Below are 15,457 nucleotides of genomic sequence, written 5' to 3' on the forward strand. Positions count from 1 at the left end.
GGTTCAGGCCCTTTTCTTGCGCGTCACCGGCACTGCCGCGACAACGGGTTCCGGCAGCGCGCCCGGTGGCACCAGGTCCAACATCTCGCGGGCATGAGCCAGCGAGGCGGCCGATTGCACATCGCCGCCCAGCATGCGTGCCACCTCCTGGACGCGGGTGCCGCCAGCGATGGGGGCCACGCTGCTGCGGGTGCCACGGGGCCCCGACAGCTTGGACACCTGCAGGTGCTGGTGCGCATAGGCCGCCACCTGGGCCAGGTGGGTCACGGCCAGCACCTGCCGGTCCTGGCCCAGTTGCCGCATCAGTTGGCCCACGGTCTGTGCCACGGCGCCGCCCACACCTGAATCCACCTCGTCAAAAATCAGCGTCTGGGCCTGGCCCAGGCGACTGGTGGTGACGGCAATCGCCAGGGCAATGCGCGACAGCTCGCCGCCCGAGGCCACCTTGCCCACGGGCCGTGGCGTGGTGCCGGCATGGCCGGCCACCAGAAACTCGACGTCCTCCAGTCCGCAGGCCCCTGGGCTGCTGGCTGCGGGCAGGGCCACCTCAAAGCGCCCCCCCTTCATGCCCAGCGACTGCATGGCGGCGGTAATGGCCCGCGACAGTTGGGGCGCGGCCACGGCACGTTGGCGCGAAACCTGCCGTGCCTCGGCCAGAAAGGCTTTTTCGGTTTGCGCGGCAGCGTTTTCAAGCTTGTCGAGATCGGCCGCGGCGTCCAGCGTCTGCAACTCTCGCTTCCAGTCGGCCAGCAGGGCGGGCAGATCCGCCGGGGGGCGCTTGTAGCGCCGCGCCAGGCCCATCCACTGCGTCAGGCGGTGGTCCAGTTCGGCCAGGGTGTCGGGGTCGAGGTCGGTGCGGCGCAGCCAGGCGTTGAGCGAGTGCGCCGCATCTTCGGCCTGGGCCAGGCTGGAGGCCAGCACATCAGCGATCGCCTTGAATTCGGGCTCCAGGTGCTCATGGTCTTGCAGGCGTGCCTGGGCGCGGGCCAGCAGGGCCAGGGCGCCGGCATCCTCGCCCTCCAGTGTTTCAACGGCACCCTGAGCGGCCTCAAGCAAGGTGTGCATGTGGGACAGGCGGGTGTGCTGATTGCTCAGTTCGTCCCACTCATCAACCCCAGGGGCTAGTTTGTCCAGTTCGCCGATCTGCCAGGTCAGGCGCTCGCGCTCGCGCAGCAGCGTGGCCTGGGCGGCGCGGGCGTGCTCAAGGGCACCCAACGCCGTGCGCCATTGTTGCCAGGTGGTCTGCATGGCCCGGCTGTCAATCTGGGCATAGGCATCCAGCAGACTGCGCACCGACTCGGGGCGGGTCAGGCTTTGCCAAGCATGCTGGCCATGAATGTCGAGCAGCAGATCGCCCAGTTGGCGCAATTGGGTGGCGGTGGCCGGCGTACCGTTGATCCAGGCCCGGCTCTTGCCCTGGGCGTCCACCGTGCGGCGCAGCAACAGGCTTTGGTCGTCGCCCTCCAGGGCGGCTTCCTCCAGCCAGTGGCGCACCTCGGGGGTCAGGTCAAACTCGGCACACAGGTCGGCGCGCGCCGCGCCGTCACGCACCACCGTGGCATCGGCCCGGGCGCCCAGTGTCAGTTGCACCGCGTCAATCAAGATCGACTTGCCCGCACCGGTCTCGCCGGTGAGCACCGTGAAACCCGATGCCAGGTCCAGTTCGAGTTGCTCCACGATCACGAAGTCGCGAAGGGCTATGCGTTTGAGCGCCACGGTCAGGAACCTCCCTCGTTCCAGTGCATTTTCTTGCGCAGGGTGTCAAAGTAGCTCCAGCCGCGCGGGTGCAGAAACCGGGCCCGGTGCACCGAGCGGCGCACGATGATCCGGTCGCCCAGCATCAGCGAGGCCAGCGATTGCATGTCGAAATTGGCGCTCACATCGCGCCCGCTCACGATCTCGATCGCCACCTCGCCCGTGTCGGCCAGCACAATCGGCCGGTTGGACAACGTGTGGGGCGCAATCGGCACCAGGATCCAGCCCGGTATCGACGGGTGCATCAAGGGCCCGCCGGCCGACAGCGCATAAGCCGTGGAGCCGGTGGGTGAGGCAATGATCAGGCCATCAGCCCGCTGATTGGCCACAAAATGACCGTTCACCTCCACCCGCAGCTCGACCATGCCCGAGGTGCCGCCCCGGTTGACCACCACATCGTTCAGTGCCAGGGCATCAAACACCACGTGGCCATCACGCATCACCTGCGCATGCATCAGGCTGCGATGGTCTTCTTCGTATTCACCACGCAGCATGGGGCGCAGCGTGGTCTGGTAGTTTTCCAGGGGAATGTCGGTGATGAAACCCAGCCGCCCCTGGTTGATTCCGATCAAGGGCACTCCATGGCAGGCCAGCCTGCGCCCGATGCCCAGCATGGTGCCATCGCCACCCACTACCAGACACAGATCGCAGCGGGCGCCGATTTCTTCGACAGTCAGCGTGGCATAGGAGCCCAGGCCCGTGTTAGCCTGGGTCTCGCTTTCCAGCACCACCTCACAGCCCTGGCGGGCCAGAAAATGCGCGATGTCATCCAGCACCTCACGCGAGTTGACGGCATTGGCGCCAGGCCCATGAGTCTGGTACTTGCCGATCAGGGCAACGTGGTGGAATTTGGACTTCATTCGATAAATTACATCATTAAAATTGCGCCATGCTCGATGACCGTTCCAAGTTGTTGTTGAAAGCTCTGGTCGAGCGCTATATCGCTGATGGCCAGCCGGTCGGATCGCGCACGCTGTCCAAGGCTTCGGGCCTGGAATTGTCGGCGGCCACCATCCGCAACGTCATGTCCGATCTCGAGGACCTGGGCCTGATCGCCAGCCCCCACACCTCGGCCGGTCGCATTCCCACGGCGCGGGGTTATCGCCTGTTTGTGGACACCATGTTGACAGTGCAGCGTGAACAATTGTTGACGCCCCAGCTGGCCCCTGAGCAACCCCAGAAGGTGATCGCCAATGCGGCCCACCTGCTCTCCAACCTGTCTCAGTTTGTGGGCGTGGTCATGGCCCCCCGGCGCACCTCGGTGTTTCGCCACATCGAGTTTCTGCGCCTGTCTGATCGCCGCCTGCTGGTGATCATCGTCTCGCCCGACGGCGACGTGCAAAACCGCGTCATCTTCACCGAGGCCGACTACACCCAGTCTCAACTGCTGGAAGTGGCCAACTTCCTCAACGCCAACTATGCCGGTCTGGCCATCGAACAGGTGCGCGAACGGCTCAAGGGCGAAGTCGAAAGCCTGCGCGCCGAAATCGCGGCGCTCATGCAGGCGGCCGTCAATGTCAGTTCGGACGCACTCACCCAGGCCCAGGACGAGGTGGTCATCTCGGGTGAGCGCAACCTTCTGTCGGTCAGCGATTTTTCGGGCGACATGGGTCACCTGCGACGGGCCTTTGACCTGTTCGAGCAGAAAACCCAGCTCATGCGCCTGCTCGATATCTCCAGCCAGGCCGACGGCGTGAGCATCTTCATCGGTGGCGAAAGCAAAACCGTACCCTTCGAAGAGCTGTCGGTCGTCAGTTCACCGTACGAAGTCGACGGCCAGATCGTAGGCACCCTCGGCGTCATCGGCCCCACCCGCATGCCCTACGACCGCATGATCCAGATCGTCGACATCACAGCGAAATTGGTCACCAACGCCCTGAGCCACAACAAGTAGCCTCTTACAATACAAAGATCCTGACCCGGTCACGGGCTCAGGTTGGGGGGCGTTAGCTCAGTTGGTTAGAGCAGAGGACTCATAATCCTTTGGTCGCGGGTTCAAGTCCCTCACGCCCTACCAAGCTGCCTAAGGAAGCTGCGCTATCGTAAAGATAGCGCGGCTTTTTCTTTTCAGTGCCATGCGATAGCCGATGTCGTGGGCGGTTGGAGGACTTTGGCGAAGGCGACTGCGGGCGTCTCTTACTGGCCTCAGCAAGGTGATGCAACCCGTCATGGGCCCAGGGTAGGGGTTGGGGCGCCGTGGCGCGGGGTGGCTCTGGCCTTGCGGTGCCCCCGGCGGGCTTGGCACGCCGGAAGGTGTCTTTTTGTAATCTTCTTGCTATGTCACATCGGTGAACGGCTGCATATTTACTTTATGTAACCCGGCCATCTGCCTCATTGCCTCAAATTTGACCACTCGTCATAACTACAGAGGCAGTCATGGACACCCCCCACACTTTTAATTTCTCCTCTCGAATGCTCGGACTGACCGCTGTTGGTCTGGCGGCACTGACTCTGTCCGCTTGCGGTGGCGGTGGGGGCAGCGATGGCAGTAGCGTGGGGACGCTCAAGCTGGCCATGACGGATGCGCCCAGTTGCGGTTACGACCATGTGTATGTGACCGTCACCAAGATTCGTGTTCACCAGAGCGCCACGGCATCTGACAGCGACGCCGGTTGGAGTGAGATGGTGATCCCCGCGCAGCGCCTGGATCTGCTTCAGCTGAACAACGGGGTTCTGCAGGAGCTGGGTTCGATGCCATTGCCAGCCGGCCGTTATCAGCAGGTTCGGCTGGTGCTGGCCGACAACCCGGCCAATCCGACTTCGGGCAACCCGCTGGCCAATGCGTTGGTTCTGTCAGGCAGCAGCACCGAAATTGCCTTGAGCACGCCCAGCGGGCAGCAGAGCGGCTACAAGCTTCAAGCCAATTTTGAGGTGACTGGCGGCCAGTTGGCCGACATGGTGCTCGACTTCGATGCCTGTCATTCGATCGTCCAGGCTGGCAATTCGGGGCGTTACAACCTCAAGCCTGTGGTGGCGGTCATCAAGCGACTGACCACCGCCATCGTGGGGTACGTGAGTCCGGCGCAGGCCGCCAGCGTGACCGTGTCAACGCGCGATCCAGACAACCATTTGCGGGCTGTCGCTCCCGATCCTGTCACGGGCCGCTTCATGTTGGCCTACCTGCCTGAGAACACCGCCTACACCGTGGTGGTGGCGGGGCAGAATCTCACCACGGCGGCTGTGACTGGCGTCCCTGTGTCGTTGGCGGCTGGCGTGACCGCGATCAATCCGGCGGCCAATCCGATCAGCGTGCCTGCGTCTTCGGTCGCGACGGTGAGCGGATCGGTCACCTCGAGCCTGGGGGCGGCGCTGACCGATGCCTGGGTGAGCGCACGGCAAACCTTGAGCGGCGGACCTGCTGTTGATGTGGCCTGGACCGCGGTGGACCCGGTCAGTGCTGGCTACAGTTTGAGTCTGTCGCTGGCAGCCCCGTTGCGCGCCAGTTACAACGCAGGCGCAGCCCTGAACTTCAGCCCAGACAACGCGGCGGCCGGGGCTTACACCGTGTTGGGCAGTGCGGTGGGCTATACCACGCAAAGCCCCGCAGGGGTGGTTCAGTTGTCGACGCCGAACAGCGTCAACACGCTGAACTTGACCTTGCAGCCTTGAGTGTGCGCTGGCGGTGCCGGGTTCAGTTGCCGGCGGCCAGCCGCTGGTTGATACCACGGAGTGGGTCCTGCACGTCGTTGTTGTCGGCATGGCCTTGGTCCCAGAACAGGGCGTAGTCGACATCCTTGACCCTGGTGTCGGCCTTCAGGGCCGCGGCTGAGCTTGGCGGGCGTGAGTTCTTCTGGTTATCGCGCCCTTCGCCCCCTTTTGCCCGGGTGCGTCAGCCTGCGCTGTCCGGGGGGGCTTCGGCCAGGATGGCGTGCGCCAGCAGCTCCACGGGTTTGTCGACCAGCTTGCCGTCCACGCTCACGGCCCCTGAGGGGCTGCTGGCCAGGGCCTGTACCACGCGGCGGGCCCAGCCGATCTGCTGGGGGCTGGGCAGAAAGCCCTGGTTCACCACCGCCACCTGCTTGGGGTGGATGCACAGTTTGGCTCCAAAGCCAAAGCGCCGCGAGCGGGCGGTGTCGGCGCTGAGTTGCGTGGCATCGTCAATTGCCAGCGACACGCCATCGATGGGGGGCTGGATGTTGGCCCGGCGCGAGACCAGGACGAGAGGTGTGCGCACGGCGTCCATTTCCTCGGCGTCGCCCTGAATGCCCGAGTCGGCCATGAAGTCCACCGAACCAAAGGCCAGTCGGTGCACCTGTGGGCAGCGGGCCAGGGCTTCGGCTTCGAACCAGCCTGTCACGGTTTCCACCAGGGGGATCAGCTGCTGTCCGGGCTGCAGCCGCCGGGCCAGGGATTGCAGGGCGGCGGCGTCCTGCGCCTTGGGCAGCATCAGTCCGCGCACACGCGGGGCCTGCAGCAGCCCCAGATCCTCATCGTGCCAGGATGAGCCCTGGGGGTTCACACGCACCCAGACGGACCCTCCGCCCGTGCTGTGCAGCCAGTGACGGATGGCTTCACGAGCCTCGGGCTTGCGTTCGGGCTGTACGGCATCTTCCAGATCCAGGATCACGGCGTGCGCGCCGCTGGCCAGGGCCTTGCCAAAGCGCTCCGGGCGGTCGCCCGGGACAAACAGGTAGCTTCGTTCCAGCATGGGTGGGGTTCCTTTGGCGCGAGGGTCAAACCTGGCGTTGGGTGGTCGTCTTGTTCTGCTCAGGGGCTGGCAGGCGGTATCGGGTCAGGGTCAGGCAACAGCCGGCGGTCAGCAGAGCCAGGCCCAGGTAACCTGCGCTGTAGCTGCCAGCCATGCTGGAGAGTGCGCCAAACACGGGCGGCCCCAGGACCACGCCCAGAAAGGTGAAGGCCAGGGTGCCCCCCGTGGCCACGCTGGCCAGGCCCGGTGGGGCCTGCCTGGCCACCTCGGCCAGGTAGACGCCGTTCCAGCCAATGGCCGAGGCCCCGAAGATGGCCAGCAGGCAGCCCACCAGCCATGACGGTGTGCCTGCCGGCAGCAGGGCTGTCAGTGCGGCGCTCAAGGCCATCACAGCCCCCAGCACGGCCAGCATGCGGCGCGCCCCCAAGCCCCGATCGGCCAACCAGCCCCACAGAATGCGACCTGCCACGCCGCCGCATTGGGCCACCGACAGCAGCAACCCCGCGGCCACCAGGCTGTAGTTCAGTTGCTGGCTCAGAAACGTGACCAGGTAGGTGGTGAGCGAGAGCTGCGCGATCGAGAACACGAAGGAGCAACCCGCCAACAGGCGCAGGCCCGGCTGCGACAAGACCAGCCGGATGGGCTGGCCCAGGTGGCCCAGGGCCAGAGGGCGCTCGGGTTGTCGGTCGGCGTCCAGGGCGGTGCGCAGGGGTTGGGCGGCGGCCATGCACAGCAGGCAGGCCAAGGCCGACAACAACAGGCTGGTCTGCCAGCCAAAAGCCAGCATCAGGCTGGGGATCAGCGCGCCAGCCAGCATGCCGCCCAGGGGCACGCCGGTCTGCTTGATCGAAAACACCACCGACATCCGGTGCGCAGGGGTGGTGCGGCTCAGCAGGTGGGAGCTGGCTGGGGTGATGGGGCCATAGCCCAGGCCAATGAGCACGGCGCCTGCCGCGCAGGCCCAAAGGGAGGGCAGGGCGCACAGGGCCAGGCCGGCGGCGCACAGCAGCAGGCCCCATTGGCTGACCCGGATGGCGCCCAGCCGGGCCACGCCAGCCCCGGCAGCCAGACTGGCGGCCATGGCGCCGGCATAAACCAGGGCCACGTAGACGCCCACCAGAGAGGGCGACACCCCGAGCGCCTGGGCCGCGACCGGTGCCATGACCGGCAGGGTCAGCAAGGCCATGGAAACCAGGGCCTGAACGGCCAGCGTGATGGCCAGGCTGAGCCAGGGCCCGGGCGGATGGCTGGGGTGGGGCCTCACGTAGACCGGCCCTTCGCGGGCTGGCCAAGGCAGCGGGTGAGCTCCGCAACCGAGACCTGCTCAATGTTCAGCACCAGGTCCTGCAGCTGATTGGCCTGCTGGCGGCTGACCGCGCGGGCTGCGTTGTCATGGAACTTGGCCACGATGTCGGCATGGCTGATCGGGCGCCCGGCCGCGCCACGGTTGATGGGTTCGTGGTGGCGCAGGGTGCGGCCATCGGCCAGCTCCAGGATCACCTCTCCGCCAAAGTAGCGCGGAAAGTCGGCCGTCGGGTCACTCTGACATTCCACCAGCGCCGCCAGAGCGAGGGTTTCGGGGTCTTGATAGGCTGCCGGGTCGAGTGCATCGAGGGTGAAGCGACCCAAGCGAAGACCGGTGGCCACTGAGTAGGGCACGCTGAACTGGGCGTCGTAGGCATTGGCCGGTCGCAGCTTTTTGTCGATGGGCTCGCACACGGCCTTCATGGCCCCGGTGGGCACCCGGGCCACGATGCGGCGGATGGGGCTGCCATCCCATTGCCGCGACAGCACGCTGGCGGCGTCGGCGAAGGCGTGGGTGAAGTGGCAGGCGGGCACGGGCTTGATGGCCACCTGCATCACCTCCCAGACCCGCCCCAGGTCGGCGCAGACCATCGATAAATCGGCTTTGGCCAGCGGGTCAGGGCCGAGGTGGCTGGCGTACAGACCAAAGCGCCCCTCGTAGGCAGCGCCGGGCCCGACAAAGCCATGCCGGCCCAGGGTGGCGGCGGTGATGCCACTCGCGGCCCCCCAGCCGGGGTGAAGGCGTTTGGTCCAGGCGCCGTCCTCCAGGCACTCCAGGCTGCCTGAGGCCAGCGACAAGGCAATGCCCTGGGCGTCCACCATCTGGTCCGCGTTCAGGCCCAGCAGGCGGGCTGCCGCCAAGGTGCAGCCGAAGGTGCCGACCAGGCCGGTCGGATGGAAACCCACCTGGTGAAAGCCGCTTTTGGCGGCCGCACCGATCCGGGTGGCGGTCTCCATGCCCAGCACATAGGCCTGCAGCAGCTCGGCGCCGCTGCTGCCCAGGCGGTGGCCCAGACCCATTACGGCGGGCAGCACCGAGGTGGTGGCGTGGATCACGCCGGCCGGGTGGGTGTCGTCGTAGTCCAGGCCGTGGATCAGCAAGGCGTTCATGATCACGGCGTCACGCAGCGGCAGGTTCTGTGCGCAACCGATCACAGGCACGTCGCCACCGGGGCCGGCCAGCTCGCGCAGGCCCGCCAGGGTGGTGTTGGCAAAGTCCCATTGGGTGCAGGCCAGGCCGATGCCCAGCGCGTCGAGCATCAGGTGCTTGGCCTGTTCCTGCACGTCAGGCGGCACCTGTTCCAGCGCCAGGCCGACGGCAAAGTCGGCCAGTTGCCTGGACAGCCGGGCACGGGGAGAGCGGGTTTCAGAGGTCATGGCCGGTGGTCCCTGCTCAATCCACACGGGCGCCCGACAGCTTCACGGCCAGGCCCCATTTCTCGATTTCTGACTGGATGTACTTGCGGAACTCGGCTGGCGTCATCACGGCCGGTTCGGCCCCTTGCCCATTGAGTTGTTCGCGCACGTCCGGTGCGTCGCGCCAGTGGGTCTGCAGGGCTTTGTACAGGATGTCGATCACTTCCTTGGGGGTGCCTTTGGGCGCTGCCAGGCCAACCCAGGCGGGCGCCACGAAGTTGCCCAGGCCGGCTTCGGCCATGGTGGGCACGTCGGGCGCAGCCGGGTTTCGCTTTTCGCTGGCCACGGCCAGCACGCGCAGCTTGCCGCTGCGCATGTGGGGCAGCAGGGCCGGGCCGGTGTCGATCATGGCGTTGACCTGACCGCCGATCAGGTCTGTCACCGCGGCCGGGCTGCCTTTGTAGGGCACATGGATCAGGTCGATGCCCTGCGCGTTTTTGAGCAACTCCATGGTCAGGTGACTGGTCACCCCACTGCCGCCCGAGCCGTAGTTGATCTTGCCGGGCGTGGCCTTGGCCATCTGCACCAGTTCAGCCGCCGTCTTGGCCGGAAACCCGGGGCTGACCGCCAGGAACAGCGGCACCACCGAGAGCAGGCTGACCGGCTCGAAGTCTTTCAGGGGCTGGTAGGGCAGCTTGGAGTACAGGCTGGGGTTGATGGCCATGGTGCCGCTGGAGCCCACGACCAGGGTGTAGCCGTCTGGTGCGGCCTTGGCCACCAGCTCCGAGCCGATGATGCCGGCTGCCCCGGGCTTGTTGTCCACGATCACGGCCTGGCCCAGGGCTTCCTGCAGCTTGCGGGCGGCGGCCCTGGCCACGATGTCCGTGGCCTGGCCGGGTGGGAAGCCGACCACCAGGCGGATCGGCTTGTCGGGGTAGGTGGCCAGGGCCAGGCAGGCCCAGCTGCTCAGCAGCAGGGCGACCAGGGGTTTGCGCCAGAGGCTCATGGTGTTGTCTCCGTCTTGTTTTGAAGTGCAGGTGCAGGCGGGTGGGTGGGCGCGCGCGCTCAGTCGCCCACGCCGTGGCCACGCATGGGGATCAGCGACATGCGGATGAACTCCATCACCATCACGCCGTCCTGGTTGAACCCACGGGTGCGGGTGGTGACGATGCCCTGGTTGGGGCGGCTCTTGGAGGCGCGCTTTTCCAGCACCTCCGACTCGGCATAGAGGGTGTCGCCACCGAATACCGGTGCGGTCAGGCGGATTTCTTTCCAGCCCAGGTTGGCGATCGCCTTGGCGCTGACGTCGTTCACCGTCATGCCCAGCACCACGGCCAGCGACAGACCGCTGTTGACCAGCAGGCGGCCAAATTCACTTTTGGCAGCAAAGTTGGCATCGCAGTGCATGGGGTGGGCATTCATGGTCATCAGCGAGAACTGGATGTTGTCGTTGTCGGTGATGGTGCGGCCCGGGCGGTGTTCGTAGGTGTGTCCCACTTCAAAGTCTTCGAAGTAGCGGCCGTAGGAGGCCCGGAAACGCTGGGGGCTGATTTCAATCGCGGATTGCATGGTTTTGTCTCCTGGGGAGGTTGGGGCAGATTCGGGGAGTGACTCAGATGCGGTGGCGCTCGATCAGTTGTTTGGCGATCACCTGGCGCAGGATCTCGTTGGTGCCTTCGCCAATGCACATCAGCATGGCGTCGCGGTAATAGCGCTCGATCTCGTACTCGACCGAATAGCTGTATCCGCCAAAGATGCGCATGGCCTGTTGAGCGCATTCGGCGCCCGCTTCCGAGCCCGCCAGCTTGGCCATGGCTGCCTCCAGGTCGCAGCGTTCACCGCGGTCGTATTTGGTGGCAGCCTGCTGCAGCAGCAGCTTGGCGCCCTCCACCTGGGTCACCATGTCGGCCAGTTTGAGTTGCAGGGCCTGGTGCTGCCAGATCGGCTTGCCAAAGGCCTCGCGCTCCTGCACGTAGCGCAAGGCGTGGCGCAAGGCGCCTTCGGCAATGCCGGCCCCGCGGGCGCCGACGTTGATCCGCCCCAGCTCCAGGCCACCGGCGGTCTGCGCAAAGCCTTTGCCCTCGACGCCGCCCACCAGTTGCCCCGCGGGCACGCGGTAGTTGTCGAAGGTCAGCTCGCAGGTGTCGATGGCGCGATAGCCCATCTTCTTGAGCTTGCCCACCACATTGAAGCCTGGTCCTTTGTCGGCGATCAGCAGGCTCATGCCCTGATGGCGGGGTTGGGCCTGCGGGTCGGTCTTGACCAGCAGCAGGGTGCCGTGGCCATGCATGCTGTTGGTGATCCAGGTCTTGCTGCCATTGACCACGTAATGGTCGCCGTCGCGTCGGGCCACCGTGCGGATGGCTTGCAGGTCGGAGCCTGCGTTGGGTTCGGTCAGGCCGATGCTGCCTCGGTACTCGCCGGTGGCCATGCGGGGCAGGTAGGCCTGCTTCTGGGCTTCGGTGCCGTGGCGTTCGATGGCGGCGGCCATGATCAGGTGAGAGTTGAAGATGCCCGACGGCGCCATCCACACGGAGGCGACCTTGATCACGATCTGGGCATAGGTCCAGGCCGACAGGCCCAGGCCACCATAGGCCTCGCCGATGGTGGCACCGAACAGGCCCAATTCTTTCATCTGCTCCACGATCTCGTGGGGGTACTCGTCGGCCTGGTCGTAGAGGCGGGCCACGGGCTTGAGCTCTTTGGCGGCCCAGGCTTCCACGGCCTCTACAAATTCATGTTCGTCGGCCGCGTCACGGACGGGGGTGGGGGTCATGAAGGCTCCTGCTTGTCTCGGATGGGTTGAATCGGGAGGCATCGAAGTTCTCTGCATCGATTTATTGTCCGGACATTATTGCGCGCTCATTTGTATGGTGTCAATCCTTGGCGTGGCGGCAATCTGATGCAGACTTGGGGCATGAGCTCCATTCCACCCCCGCCCTCTGAAGACGATCTCCCTCTGGATGAGGCGCCCGCCGAGCCGGCTGCTGAGCCGGTTGTTGCAGGGCAGCCCATCTACCAGCGTGTGGCTGCCGAGTTGCGGCGCGGCATTGCCGACGGCCGCTATCCGGTCGGCGCCCGCCTGCCCACCGAGCTGGAGTTGTGTGAGCAATTTGGCATCAGCCGCTTCACGGCCCGGGCGGCGATCCGGCTTTTGTCGTCGGCAGGCCTGGTCACCCGGCGTCAGCGCGTTGGCACGGTGGTGATCGCCCCGCCTGACGAAGCCCGCTACCGCCACGACGTGCGCTCGTTGCCAGACTTGTTCCAGTACGCCCAGGACACCACGCTGCGCATCGTCTACATCGGGCGCATCCCGCTCACGCGCACGCAGGCGCAGGACTTCGGGGCCGAGGTGGGGCAAGAGTGGGTGCTGGCGGTGGGCTTGCGCCATGACGAGACCAGTGCGGGCGGTGGCGCTGCGCGACCCCTGTGTCTGACCCGGATCTTTTTGAACCCCATGCTGCAGGGCATCGAGGCCAGGTTGGCGGGGCGTCAGACGGCGGTCTATGCCCTGATCGAGCGGGATTACAAGGTCACCATCCAGCGCGTGGAGCAGGAAATCCAGGGGGTGGTGTTGAGTGCGGACGATGCGGCCAGCCTGCAATGTCCGGCGGGTGCGCCGGCCTTGCGCATCGTGCGCCGCTACTACAGTGACCAGGGTGAACTCATCGAGGTGGCCGACAACCTCCACCCCAGTGATCGGTTCAGTTACCGGATGGAGATGTCCCGTTGAGCTTGGTCGCGTTCTGAAACTTGCTATTTGTCAGGCCGTGGTTATAGAATTGTCCGTACAAATAAAGGACGTTCAACATGACTTCGCCCGAAACATCCCAAGAGACAAATGGCCGGCTGCCGCTGGCGGGCCTGCGTGTGCTGGCTGTGGAGCAATATGGCGCCGGCCCCTTTGGCACCTCTTACCTGGCCGACCTTGGGGCGGAGGTGATCAAGATCGAAAACCACCGCGATGGTGGTGATGTGGGACGGCATGTCGGGCCCCATTTCTTTGGCGATGACGACAGCCACTTTTTTCAGACCTTCAACCGCAACAAGAAAAGCCTGACGCTGGACCTCAAGCACCCCGAAGGCATGGCGGTGCTGCGCCGCCTTGCCGCTGGTGCCGACGCCTTGCTGGACAACCTGCGTGGCGATTTGCCTGGCAAGCTGGGGCTGACGTACGACGCACTGCGTGAGGTCAACCCTCGCCTGGTGTGTGCACACCTTTCGGCCTATGGGCGCAGCGGGTCGCGCCAGGCCTGGCCCGGCTACGACTATCTGATGCAGGCCGAGGCGGGGCATCTGTCGCTGACGGGCGAGCCTGACGGTCCGCCCACGCGCTACGGGTTGTCGATTGTCGATCTCATGACGGGTCTGGCGGCCGCCTTCGGCCTGCTGGCCGGCGTGGTCAAGGCGCGTGCCAGCGGGCAAGGCATGGACATCGATACCTCGTTGTTCGATGTGGCTCTGCACAACCTCAATTACCCGGGTACCTGGTACCTGAACGCCCAGGTGGTGACCGGGCGCACCGAGCGCAGCGGCCACCCCAGTCTGGTGCCCAGCCAGCTTTATCGAACCCGCGATGGCTGGATTTTTGTCATGTGCAACAAGGAAAAGTTCTGGCCCTTGCTGGCGGCCGAACTGGGCCACCCCGAATGGGCCGATGACCCTCGCCTGGCCACGTTCGCTGTCCGCCTGCAGCACCGGGGCCTGGTCACCGAGTTGCTCGACGCTGCTTTCATGACCCGTGACACGGCCGATTGGTTGCAGGCCTTGAGCGGCAAGATCCCTGTGTCTCCGGTGTTCGATGTGGCTCAGGCCCTGGACAACCCCTTTGTTCACGAGCGGGCTGGGGTGGAGGACTTTCGTTACAACGATGGCCGCAGCGCCCGCATGGTTGCCAACCCGATCCGCGTTGCGGGCACGGCCCTGCCTCACCGCGCGGCCCCCGCCATGGGGGAGCACAACGAAGCCTTGCTGCGCGAGGCCGGCTTTGATGCTGAGGCCATCGAGCGCCTGCGGGGGCTGGGCGTCATCACCCCGGCGGCCACGGCTTGAGGCGGGCCGCCACAGGCGGCTCTTCAGCGGCTGGTGGCGTTGGCTTTCACGGCGGCGGGCTGCAGCCGCATGATGATCAAGGCGGCGATCAGGCAGGCCCCGCCTGCCACGAACAGGGCCGGTGTGTAAGAGGCCAGCACCGAGCGCGACAGGCCGGCGCCATAGGTGGCTGTGGCAGCACCCAGTTGGTGGGCCGCAAACACCCAGCCAAAGACGATGCTGGCACGCTCAGGGCCGAACTCGGCGGCGGCCAGCTTCACGGTGGGGGGCACCGTGGCGATCCAGTCGAGTCCGTAGAACACGGCAAACATCGACAGGCCGACCAGGGTGAACTCTGAATACGGCAGCCAGAACAGCGACAGGCCGCGCAGTCCGTAGTACCAGAACAGCAGCTTGCGGCTGTCATAGCGGTCGGACAGGTAGCCCGACAGGGTGGTGCCCACCAGGTCGAACAAGCCCATCATCGACAACACCGAGGCGGCCGGCACCGGCCCCAGGCCGTTGTCTCCGCACAGCGAGATGAAGTGCGTCTGGATCAGACCATTGGTGCTGAGCCCGCAGATGAAAAAGCTGGCTGCCAGAACCCAGAATGAGGGCACCTTGACGGCGCTGGCCAGTGTGCGCAGGGGCAGGCCCCAGTCCGCACGGGCTGCGGCAGGCTGCACGTTCACGCCCGCGGGGGCGCCGTAGGCATTCAGGTTCAGGTCGGCCGGATGGTCGCGCATGAACAGCAGCATCATCACGAACACCAGCAGTGAAGCCGCGATCACCGGGGCCAGGGCCCAGCGCCAGCCATATTGCTCGATGAGCCAGACCACCAGGGGCAGGAAAACCAACTGACCGGTGGCGCTGCTGCCGGCCAGCAGGCCCATCACCAGGCCCTTGCGCTGAACAAACCAGCGGTTGGCCACCGTGGCGCCCAGCACCATGGCCGTCAGGCCCGTGCCCACGCCCAGCAGCAGGCCCCAAAGCGCAAAGGCCTGCCCCAGGCTGTGCATGAACACCCCCAGCAGCAACGAGCTGGCAATCACGGCTGCGGCAATGGCCACCATGCGCGACACGCCATAGCGCATCAACACCATGGCAGCAAAAGGCCCCAGCAGTCCATACAGCGCAAAGCGAATGGCAAAGACCGACGACAGTTCGGTGGTGGTCCAGCCAAACTCCTGGCTCAGGGGCTGCATCAGGGCGCCGGGCAGCCCGAGTGCCGCCGAGGTGACCAGCATGGCCAGAAAGGTCAGGGCGGCGATCACCCAGGCGTAATGGATGCCCAGGTGTTTCAGATACAAAGCCAGGCGGGGTGCGAGCATGCTGTGGCGTCCTAGGGGGTGAAGGGCCGCT

The 15,457-nt window shown here is 65.6% G+C and carries 13 protein-coding genes and 1 tRNA gene; 5 read left to right on the forward strand and 9 right to left on the reverse strand.

All coding sequences use genetic code 11. The annotated features are described in order from the left end of the window. Window positions 1-3 precede the first annotated feature (3 nt). Together recN and AC07PT_RS10780 are read right to left on the reverse strand one after the other, a co-directional pair. Window positions 4-1,716, reverse strand: a complete 1,713-nt coding sequence (recN, locus tag AC07PT_RS10775; protein WP_494656656.1) for a DNA repair protein RecN — start codon at window positions 1,714-1,716, stop codon at window positions 4-6. A gap of 2 nt (window positions 1,717-1,718) precedes the next feature. Beyond that, entirely contained in the window at window positions 1,719-2,615 is an 897-nt protein-coding gene (locus AC07PT_RS10780; protein ID WP_494656657.1) for an NAD kinase, read from the reverse strand. A 29-nt stretch (window positions 2,616-2,644) separates the two neighbouring features. Between AC07PT_RS10780 and hrcA the strand changes: the two genes are divergently transcribed. The 3 genes from hrcA to AC07PT_RS10795 all read left to right on the forward strand — a co-directional run bounded on the left by hrcA (window position 2,645) and on the right by AC07PT_RS10795 (window position 5,364). Then, window positions 2,645-3,649 (forward strand): heat-inducible transcriptional repressor HrcA, encoded by a 1,005-nt coding sequence (gene hrcA / locus AC07PT_RS10785; protein WP_492347199.1) that lies wholly within the window; start codon window positions 2,645-2,647, stop codon window positions 3,647-3,649. A 46-nt stretch (window positions 3,650-3,695) separates the two neighbouring features. Beyond that, window positions 3,696-3,772: transfer RNA gene (locus tag AC07PT_RS10790), tRNA-Ile, on the forward strand. Between the two features lie 359 nt (window positions 3,773-4,131). Further along, window positions 4,132-5,364: a DUF4382 domain-containing protein gene (locus AC07PT_RS10795; protein WP_494656658.1), complete on the forward strand. Its 1,233-nt coding sequence runs from the start codon at window positions 4,132-4,134 to the stop codon at window positions 5,362-5,364. Window positions 5,365-5,584: 220 nt separating this feature from the next. Here the strand turns inward: AC07PT_RS10795 and AC07PT_RS10800 are convergent, their stop codons facing one another. Genes AC07PT_RS10800 through AC07PT_RS10825 form a run of 6 tightly spaced genes read right to left on the reverse strand, consistent with a single transcriptional unit; the run spans window position 5,585 to window position 11,840 of the window. Next, window positions 5,585-6,403 carry an HpcH/HpaI aldolase/citrate lyase family protein gene (locus tag AC07PT_RS10800; protein WP_494656659.1) on the reverse strand — a complete coding sequence of 273 codons (819 nt, stop codon included), beginning with the start codon at window positions 6,401-6,403 and terminating at the stop codon, window positions 5,585-5,587. 25 nt (window positions 6,404-6,428) lie between these two features. Then, entirely contained in the window at window positions 6,429-7,667 is a 1,239-nt protein-coding gene (locus AC07PT_RS10805) for an MFS transporter (RefSeq protein ID WP_494656660.1), read from the reverse strand. Further along, window positions 7,664-9,085, reverse strand: a complete 1,422-nt coding sequence (locus AC07PT_RS10810; RefSeq protein ID WP_494656661.1) for an MmgE/PrpD family protein — start codon at window positions 9,083-9,085, stop codon at window positions 7,664-7,666. Before AC07PT_RS10810 ends, AC07PT_RS10805 begins: the two co-directional genes overlap by 4 nt. Window positions 9,086-9,101: 16 nt before the next feature. Then, window positions 9,102-10,070, reverse strand: a complete 969-nt coding sequence (locus tag AC07PT_RS10815; protein ID WP_494656662.1) for a Bug family tripartite tricarboxylate transporter substrate binding protein — start codon at window positions 10,068-10,070, stop codon at window positions 9,102-9,104. Between the two features lie 59 nt (window positions 10,071-10,129). Then, entirely contained in the window at window positions 10,130-10,633 is a 504-nt protein-coding gene (locus AC07PT_RS10820; RefSeq protein ID WP_492347160.1) for a MaoC family dehydratase, read from the reverse strand. Window positions 10,634-10,676: 43 nt separating this feature from the next. After that, window positions 10,677-11,840 carry an acyl-CoA dehydrogenase family protein gene (locus AC07PT_RS10825; RefSeq protein ID WP_494656663.1) on the reverse strand — a complete coding sequence of 388 codons (1,164 nt, stop codon included), beginning with the start codon at window positions 11,838-11,840 and terminating at the stop codon, window positions 10,677-10,679. Between the two features lie 141 nt (window positions 11,841-11,981). Between AC07PT_RS10825 and AC07PT_RS10830 the strand changes: the two genes are divergently transcribed. Next, window positions 11,982-12,797 (forward strand): GntR family transcriptional regulator, encoded by an 816-nt coding sequence (locus tag AC07PT_RS10830; RefSeq protein WP_492347158.1) that lies wholly within the window; start codon window positions 11,982-11,984, stop codon window positions 12,795-12,797. Between the two features lie 77 nt (window positions 12,798-12,874). Further along, entirely contained in the window at window positions 12,875-14,116 is a 1,242-nt protein-coding gene (locus AC07PT_RS10835) for a CaiB/BaiF CoA transferase family protein (protein WP_494656664.1), read from the forward strand. A gap of 23 nt (window positions 14,117-14,139) precedes the next feature. On the opposite strand, the gene AC07PT_RS10840 is transcribed toward AC07PT_RS10835, so the two are convergent. Further along, on the reverse strand, window positions 14,140-15,426 hold the full coding sequence (locus tag AC07PT_RS10840) for an MFS transporter (RefSeq protein WP_492347156.1): 1,287 nt from the start codon (window positions 15,424-15,426) through the stop codon (window positions 14,140-14,142). Between the last annotated feature and the right edge of the window lie 31 nt (window positions 15,427-15,457).

It is taken from the genome of Curvibacter sp. GW821-FHT09D12 (assembly GCF_059416245.1).

Bases quoted from the DNA above. Each gene is read 5' to 3' on its own strand.
- AC07PT_RS10835 (WP_494656664.1), top strand. From the start codon at position 12,875: ATGACTTCGCCCGAAACATCCCAAGAGACAAATGGCCGGCTGCCGCTG.
- hrcA (WP_492347199.1), top strand. From the start codon at position 2,645: ATGCTCGATGACCGTTCCAAGTTGTTGTTGAAAGCTCTGGTCGAGCGC.
- AC07PT_RS10780 (WP_494656657.1), bottom strand. From the start codon at position 2,615: ATGAAGTCCAAATTCCACCACGTTGCCCTGATCGGCAAGTACCAGACT.
- AC07PT_RS10840 (WP_492347156.1), bottom strand. From the start codon at position 15,426: ATGCTCGCACCCCGCCTGGCTTTGTATCTGAAACACCTGGGCATCCAT.
- AC07PT_RS10830 (WP_492347158.1), top strand. From the start codon at position 11,982: ATGAGCTCCATTCCACCCCCGCCCTCTGAAGACGATCTCCCTCTGGAT.
- AC07PT_RS10825 (WP_494656663.1), bottom strand. From the start codon at position 11,840: ATGACCCCCACCCCCGTCCGTGACGCGGCCGACGAACATGAATTTGTA.
- AC07PT_RS10810 (WP_494656661.1), bottom strand. From the start codon at position 9,085: ATGACCTCTGAAACCCGCTCTCCCCGTGCCCGGCTGTCCAGGCAACTG.
- AC07PT_RS10800 (WP_494656659.1), bottom strand. From the start codon at position 6,403: ATGCTGGAACGAAGCTACCTGTTTGTCCCGGGCGACCGCCCGGAGCGC.
- AC07PT_RS10815 (WP_494656662.1), bottom strand. From the start codon at position 10,070: ATGAGCCTCTGGCGCAAACCCCTGGTCGCCCTGCTGCTGAGCAGCTGG.
- AC07PT_RS10795 (WP_494656658.1), top strand. From the start codon at position 4,132: ATGGACACCCCCCACACTTTTAATTTCTCCTCTCGAATGCTCGGACTG.
- AC07PT_RS10820 (WP_492347160.1), bottom strand. From the start codon at position 10,633: ATGCAATCCGCGATTGAAATCAGCCCCCAGCGTTTCCGGGCCTCCTAC.